This is a genomic window from Bacteroidia bacterium (genome assembly GCA_025056095.1).
Taxonomy (GTDB): Bacteria; Bacteroidota; Bacteroidia; order JANWVE01; family JANWVE01; genus JANWVE01.
Window position 1 is genome coordinate 1 of record JANWVW010000166.1, and the last position, 6,289, is coordinate 6,289.

The 6,289-nt window shown below is 36.8% G+C and carries 6 protein-coding genes; all 6 read right to left on the reverse strand.

The window, feature by feature from the left end:
* Nucleotides 1–310 precede the first annotated feature (310 nt).
* Nucleotides 311–1,318 (reverse strand): tRNA dihydrouridine synthase DusB, encoded by a 1,008-nt coding sequence (dusB, locus tag NZ519_10805; GenBank protein ID MCS7029239.1) that lies wholly within the window; start codon nucleotides 1,316–1,318, stop codon nucleotides 311–313.
* Nucleotides 1,319–1,800: 482 nt separating this feature from the next.
* Nucleotides 1,801–1,956, reverse strand: coding sequence for a hypothetical protein (locus NZ519_10810; GenBank protein MCS7029240.1), 156 nt, complete (start codon nucleotides 1,954–1,956; stop codon nucleotides 1,801–1,803).
* A 240-nt stretch (nucleotides 1,957–2,196) separates the two neighbouring features.
* The gene (locus NZ519_10815; GenBank protein ID MCS7029241.1) at nucleotides 2,197–3,078 is read right to left on the reverse strand and encodes a T9SS type A sorting domain-containing protein; all 882 of its coding nucleotides are present in this window, start codon (nucleotides 3,076–3,078) and stop codon (nucleotides 2,197–2,199) included.
* Between the two features lie 278 nt (nucleotides 3,079–3,356).
* On the reverse strand, nucleotides 3,357–3,815 hold the full coding sequence (locus tag NZ519_10820; protein MCS7029242.1) for a GNAT family N-acetyltransferase: 459 nt from the start codon (nucleotides 3,813–3,815) through the stop codon (nucleotides 3,357–3,359).
* A 22-nt stretch (nucleotides 3,816–3,837) separates the two neighbouring features.
* A complete protein-coding gene (locus NZ519_10825) occupies nucleotides 3,838–5,640 on the reverse strand; it encodes an OmpA family protein (GenBank protein MCS7029243.1) in 1,803 nt (600 codons plus the stop codon).
* 451 nt (nucleotides 5,641–6,091) lie between these two features.
* Nucleotides 6,092–6,289: IS630 family transposase (locus NZ519_10830; protein ID MCS7029244.1), on the reverse strand; the 198-nt coding region annotated here is incomplete at its 5' end.

A 6,289-nucleotide genomic window follows, 5' to 3' on the forward strand; every position in this document is an offset into this window, starting at 1 on the left:
TTTGTAGTTCTTAAAGTCATTAGACTTTATGAACACAAGGTTTAAGGAGATTTTTTGTTAAATGAGCATCCTGATAATCAACATTTTACAAAAAATACCCTGATTTTGTACTTTTACGTCTAACACATTGAAAATCAGTATAAAGTAAATTTGTGTACTCTCTTTAAGAAATTTCTGTTCATAAACTCTATTATCTCTATTATACTGTACAAAAGTACAGTTTTTTATATCTGAAAAGTCTCACTCATATTGTTAATTAAGCTCAAAAATAATTTTACTTTTAGGCGTTTCCCTTCGCTGCGCTTGTTTTTTATTTCACTGCTCCGATATCACAAAAAACAGCTTCATTTTCTTGAATTTCATCTAAAATAGCAAAAAGCGTAGATACATCATTTTCGGTAACAAGTCTGTTACGGAACGGTTTGATATTGGGGATATTTTTGAAATAATTTGCATAATGCCTGCGCATTTCCAATACCCCAAGGACCTCACCCTTCCATTCAACAGAAAATTGTAAGTGTGCTTTACAGGTATTTATGCGTTCTTGCAATGTAGGCGGAGGTAAAAGTTCACCTGTTTTGAGGTAGTGTTTTATCTCTCTAAAAATCCATGGATAACCAATACTTGCTCTACCTATCATTATACCGTCGGGTAGGTAGTTTTGTTTGTACATTAAAGCTTTTTGCGGGCTATCAATATCTCCATTGCCAAAAATAGGAATTCTGACTTGTGGATTTTCTTTGACTTGGCGGATATAAGTCCAATCAGCTTGACCTTTATACATTTGCGAGCGCGTGCGTGCATGTATAGTAATGGCTTGTACGCCCACATCTTGTAAACGCAGCACTGCTTCCATGATGTTGATACTCTTTGCGTCCCAGCCTAATCGTGTTTTTACGGTTACGGGTAGTGGCGATACTGCTTTGACAATTTCTTCGGTCATTTTTTGCATTTTGGGTAGATCTTGTAATAGCCCTGCACCTGCCCCTTTGCAGGCTACGTTTTTTACAGGACATCCGTAGTTAATGTCTAATATGTCAGGATTATTTTGGGCGGCTATCTCTGCACCTTGCCGCATGACCTCAATTTTGTCACCAAATATTTGTATGCCAATAGGACGCTCATAATCGTAGATGTCTAATTTTTTCAAACTTTTAGATGCCTCTCGGATTAAACCCTCTGTGCTGATAAACTCTGTGTACATCATATCCGCACCGTTTTGCTTGCATACTTTACGAAAAGGTGGGTCGCTAACATCTTCCATAGGAGCAAGCAATAACGGAAATTCATCAAAAACTACCCTTCCTATACGTATCATACCTACAAAGGTACAAAAAAGGTTGTATTTTAGTTGCAGTAATAGATTTTATACCTCTTGACAAATTATATTTTTGGGCGTGTCCCTCGCTGCGCTCGGGTCGGGCTATTGCGCACTACGCTAACGCTCGGTGCTACGCTGCGCTTCGCACTGCCTTACGGCACGCTCCATAGCCCTCACGCAAGTTGTATTTTGATGTTTTACCTCGTTTTTATGCATATCTTTGCTTTACTTGTTTTATGTTCATTATCAAGCATTTACAATATAAAAATTTTTACCTTGTTTGAAATACACTCACTTTATTTTGTTTTTGTATTTATTTTCAAGCATGTAGAATGTTAAACCTTAAATACATGGACTTCTCATATCCCTTTAATCCTGGATGCCAAAGTTTTACTCTATTTTCAATTGATTTTCAATAATTTAGAAAGTTAAAATGTATTTTTATCTTGTTTTATGTTTATTTTCAGGCACTTACAAGATTATATTTTGTATAAGTGGGATTGGTCTGCTAACAGCTTGCGTGAGGCATGCGAAGGGCGTGCATCAGCACGGTGCGGAGCGAAGCGCAGCACCGAAGCGATAGCGCAGCCCGCAGCACGCCGACCTTGTGGGCATACGCGCAGCGTAACGCCCACAAGGACACGCCCAAAAAATTATATCAAGTATAATAAATAATCAGACTAACAAGATATCGTAAAATACTTAAAATGAATTACTTATAATTCATAGTTCGCTTGAAAAATAAAATAGACTCAATATAAAATATATCTCTCAACAACTCTAAAACTATTCTAAAACTATTTTTTTAAGCAAAAAGGGGGACTTTGCTTCCCCCTTGTTTACAAAAATTTAACCCTTACTACTTTACTGTACTATTACATCTTTTCTATTTTTTGTAAGTATACCTTGTTATTTGCATCTTGTAAGCGTAAGATATACATACCTTGTGGTACATTGCTAATGTTGAAAGTAATTACTCCGCCATTAACAATTACACTAGATTGTGTTATAGTTTTACCCAGCATATCATTTAATGTTAATTGATAAGTACCAGAAGGTATCTCTACCGTAACATGTTCAACTGCGGGGTTAGGATATGCTTTTAACGGTTCAGATAGCCAATTATTAGTACTAGATATATTCATGGGCGCCATAATAGTGAAAGTTGAGTTACTTGTATCACCCACAAGTGGTATCATAAAGTCAGTAACTCTGACTTTACACTGCGTAGAAGGGCTTCCACCGATTAGCCAAGAGTAGCTTCCTCCCCCCACTCCGTTAGGTACATTCACTTGAATAATATTCCAGGATGCGGCGTTGTCGCGGGTTTCCATGATGTCTACTGAGGAGACAGGTCCTATGGTCGTCCATGTGATATTGTATAGAGAGCCAATATTCCAAGTTTCTCCGCCGTTGGGTGCAGTAACTGTGATGCTCGGTGGGATAATAGTGAAGGCGTTATTACTACTGTCCCTAATTGATGGCGCAGAGGCGTTAATTATCCTGACAAAGCATTTGTTAGAATTAACATAAGGCACCGTGATAGTATGAGAACCACCCATGCTGCCAGATGCAACTCCGCTAGCAATTACATTCCAGCTAACCATGTTATCCGTAGATAGGTAAATATCTACAATAGGAGGGGTACCTGTAAATATCCACTGTATGGTTTGAGATGAAAAGGAATACCATGTCTCTCCTCCATTGGGAGTAACTACTGTAATACTACTTTGCGAACGTAAAGTATTGACATTCATGATAAGAACAAGCAGAAGTGAGAATAGAAATGAATGTTGTTTCATAATTACTCTCTTAAACGCAAATTTTGTTCTGCGGTCTGTGTACGCATGTATATGATTATTATACGCTTGGTTCCTTTGAGTATTTGTAATAAAGCACTTTGAGTATCTGTTTTTTTAAGAAAGAGCAATTTTTATTTTTCTGGGCGTGTCCTTGCTTGCACGAGCGCAGCGAAACGCAAGCAAGGACATGCTAATACATTATACCCTGACTCACCTGCTATAATAAGCCGCTACTATCTTTTTTCTTTTTGAGAAAGTAGTATTTTGCCGTTCCACCAGTCTTTTTCTACTATGGTTTGGTACTTAGTGTAAAATTTTTGTGCATCTACGTTCCAATCTAATACTTGCCACTTGACAAGGTTACATTGCTGTTCTTGTGCCTCTACTAATACAGCATCAAATAAACGTGACCCAATTCCTTGATTTCTGTACTCGGGTAGTACAAAAAGGTCATCAAGATAGAGCATTTTACCTTTCCAGGTAGAGTACGCAAGATAAAACAGTGCCATGCCTACTACTTTTTGGTCTTTTACTGCGACAAATACATCAAATATATTGTCTTCAAAGTCTCTTTCGTAATCTTCTAAGGTGATAGTAACCTCTTGGGGTGCTTTTTCAAAAGTGGCTAATTGTTTTACTAATTCTAGCACTTGCCCCAACTCTGACCGATGTACCTTTCTGACTTCTATCATGGTGTAAGCAAATATCTGTATTCTATTCGATAATTTCAAATTCTACACGGCGGTTTTTATATCTTCCTTCCTCAGTGCTGTTGTCTGCAATAGGTTTCTGACTGCCGTAACCTTTGGTAAAAATCCGTTTATCATCTACCCCTTTACTGATTAAGTATTTTGCTACACTATTGGCACGATTCTGCGAGAGTATTAAATTTTTATCTGTATCACCTGTATTATCCGTATGGCCGCTAATCTGTATGCGTATTTGAGGATTCGTCTGTAACATAGATACTAACTGGTCTAAAGCAGGGTAAGACTCTGTTTCTAAATCGCTGGAATTGAGTTTGAAATAGATATTATGCACTACATAATTTTTCTTACTTTGTATAGGTTGTAAAATAGGATATAACCACAAGGTATCTTCTTGCGTAGTAAGCACAGTGATATTTTGAGATAAATATCCTTTTGAAGATATTATACCCAACCATCGAGTGTTTTTGGGTAAGGTAAAATGTTTGGTTGTGTTAAAAGTATCTAAATGAAGGTTATCTTGAATTTGTAAAGTGAAAGGAATAGGTTGTGATTGTTCATTTTTAGCGGTTATGAATACATCTACGTAATCTCTTTTTTGCTTTTTTTGAATAGGATATTCTACAAGGTACAGGTTTGTGTTAGATCTGGGATGAGTTTGTAGTGGTCTATCAGAGGATAAATAAGCACGTAGAGAGTCTATGACATAGTAGTTTAGTTCGTTGTAAGGAGTATTGATAGGGTAACCTATGTTTTGGGGTTTTGTCCAAGTACCGTTTTTGAAATGCGTAGCAAAGATATCGAAGCCGCCTAAAGTTTGATGCCCATTTGAAATGAAATACAGGGTTTTTCCGTCTTTTGTGAGATGTGGATTAGTTTCGTCGCCTTTGGTATTAAGTATATTACCCATATTTTGGGCGAGTTTCCATTTGCCCATGCTATCCTTTACAGAAAAGTATAAGTCTGCTCCTCCGTATCCACCTACTCTGTCTGAAGCAAAAATGAGAATATGGCAGGCACTATCTGTGGTAGGTGCAGTTTCCCAAAATTTAGAGTTGATAGAGTCAGATAGTTTTTTGGCAGATGTCCATGTATCGTTTTCTAGGGTTTGTAGATAAATATCTCCTTGTGTAGCAGCATCGGTATTGTAATAAAAATATAACGTATTTTGTACAAAGTGGGGCATACTCCTTTGAAATTTTTGGGTTGTATTGGAGTTATTTATGAGTTTGTGTAAGGTATCTTGGTCTAAGTAGAGTATCTCTTCATGTCCCTCAATGCTGCGAGTAAAAGCGAATTTATCCTTGAACAAAAATGGTGCATATTCGTCCTGTGAAGTGTTGATAAGGTTCGTATCCAATAAAGTAATTTTTACAGGTAAAGGGTTTCTTAGATAGGCTTGTAAAACTTGTATTTGTTCTATGGCTTTTTCTGCTTTGATAGGGTTATTAGGTTTGTATTTTTCGTATGCTTGTATAGCTTTTTCGTAATTTTGTTGTGCTGTGTAGCACTTGCCTAAATACCAAAACAATAACGGGTGATAATTAGGTTGTATAGTTGCACATTGTTCTAAAAAGGGTATGCTTTCAGTAGGATTGCTTTCTAATGTACACATTGCTCTTTTCCATAAAAAATCTACATTTTTAGGTTGCTGTGTGAGTAAGATGTCTAATCCTTTTTTAGCCTGTGAAAAGTTACCTTGTACATACTGTTTATAAACTTCGCTGGCGGTAGTTCCCTGACCTGCGCTTGTTGAACTAAAAAATAAGTTTAATCCTGCCCAAAGAGTAATATAAATTCTGCACTTCATTAGTACTATAAAAGCAAAGATATGTATTTTTTGTTTTTTTATTGAGCGTGATAATTTTTTGAAGGATATTAGTTTTTTGGGCGTGTCCCTTCGCTGCGCTCGGGTCGGGCTACTACGCACTACGCTGACGCTTCGGTGCTACGCTGCGCTACGCACTGCCTAACGGCATGCTCCGTATCCCTCACGCAGCAGCCTTTGAATGATTTACATGATTTTTATGCATACGTTTGTTTTACCTTGTTTGATACTGATTATAAGATACTTACAAAGTTAAATTTCTTTACCTTGTTTCAGTATGAGTAACATTTTTCAGATACAAAAAAACTGTACTTTTGTACAATATAAATATGGTTGACATTTTATCCATTATGAATGATATCTGGGGGTATAATGGTGTGAATATCGGAGAATAGAAAACAGTTTTCGGATTGTTGGGAGATATATTTTATACTCAATGGAAAGAGGTTTTAGACTTATGGACATGAAAATTCCAAGAAATTAGTGTCTCTAATTCCTGCTGGTATTGGGCAATATGTTCAAAAAACTCAAAGACCTTTTCCTTGAAATGCTCAAACTTTCGGTAAAAACAACTATCTATGACCTTCTTTCGCATAAACTTCCATAAACGCTCAATCAAGTTCAAATTGGG

Coding starts and splice junctions, on each gene's coding strand:
- NZ519_10825 (MCS7029243.1), bottom strand. CDS start 5,640: ATGAAGTGCAGAATTTATATTACTCTTTGGGCAGGATTAAACTTATTT.
- dusB (MCS7029239.1), bottom strand. CDS start 1,318: ATGATACGTATAGGAAGGGTAGTTTTTGATGAATTTCCGTTATTGCTT.
- NZ519_10815 (MCS7029241.1), bottom strand. CDS start 3,078: ATGAATGTCAATACTTTACGTTCGCAAAGTAGTATTACAGTAGTTACT.
- NZ519_10820 (MCS7029242.1), bottom strand. CDS start 3,815: ATGATAGAAGTCAGAAAGGTACATCGGTCAGAGTTGGGGCAAGTGCTA.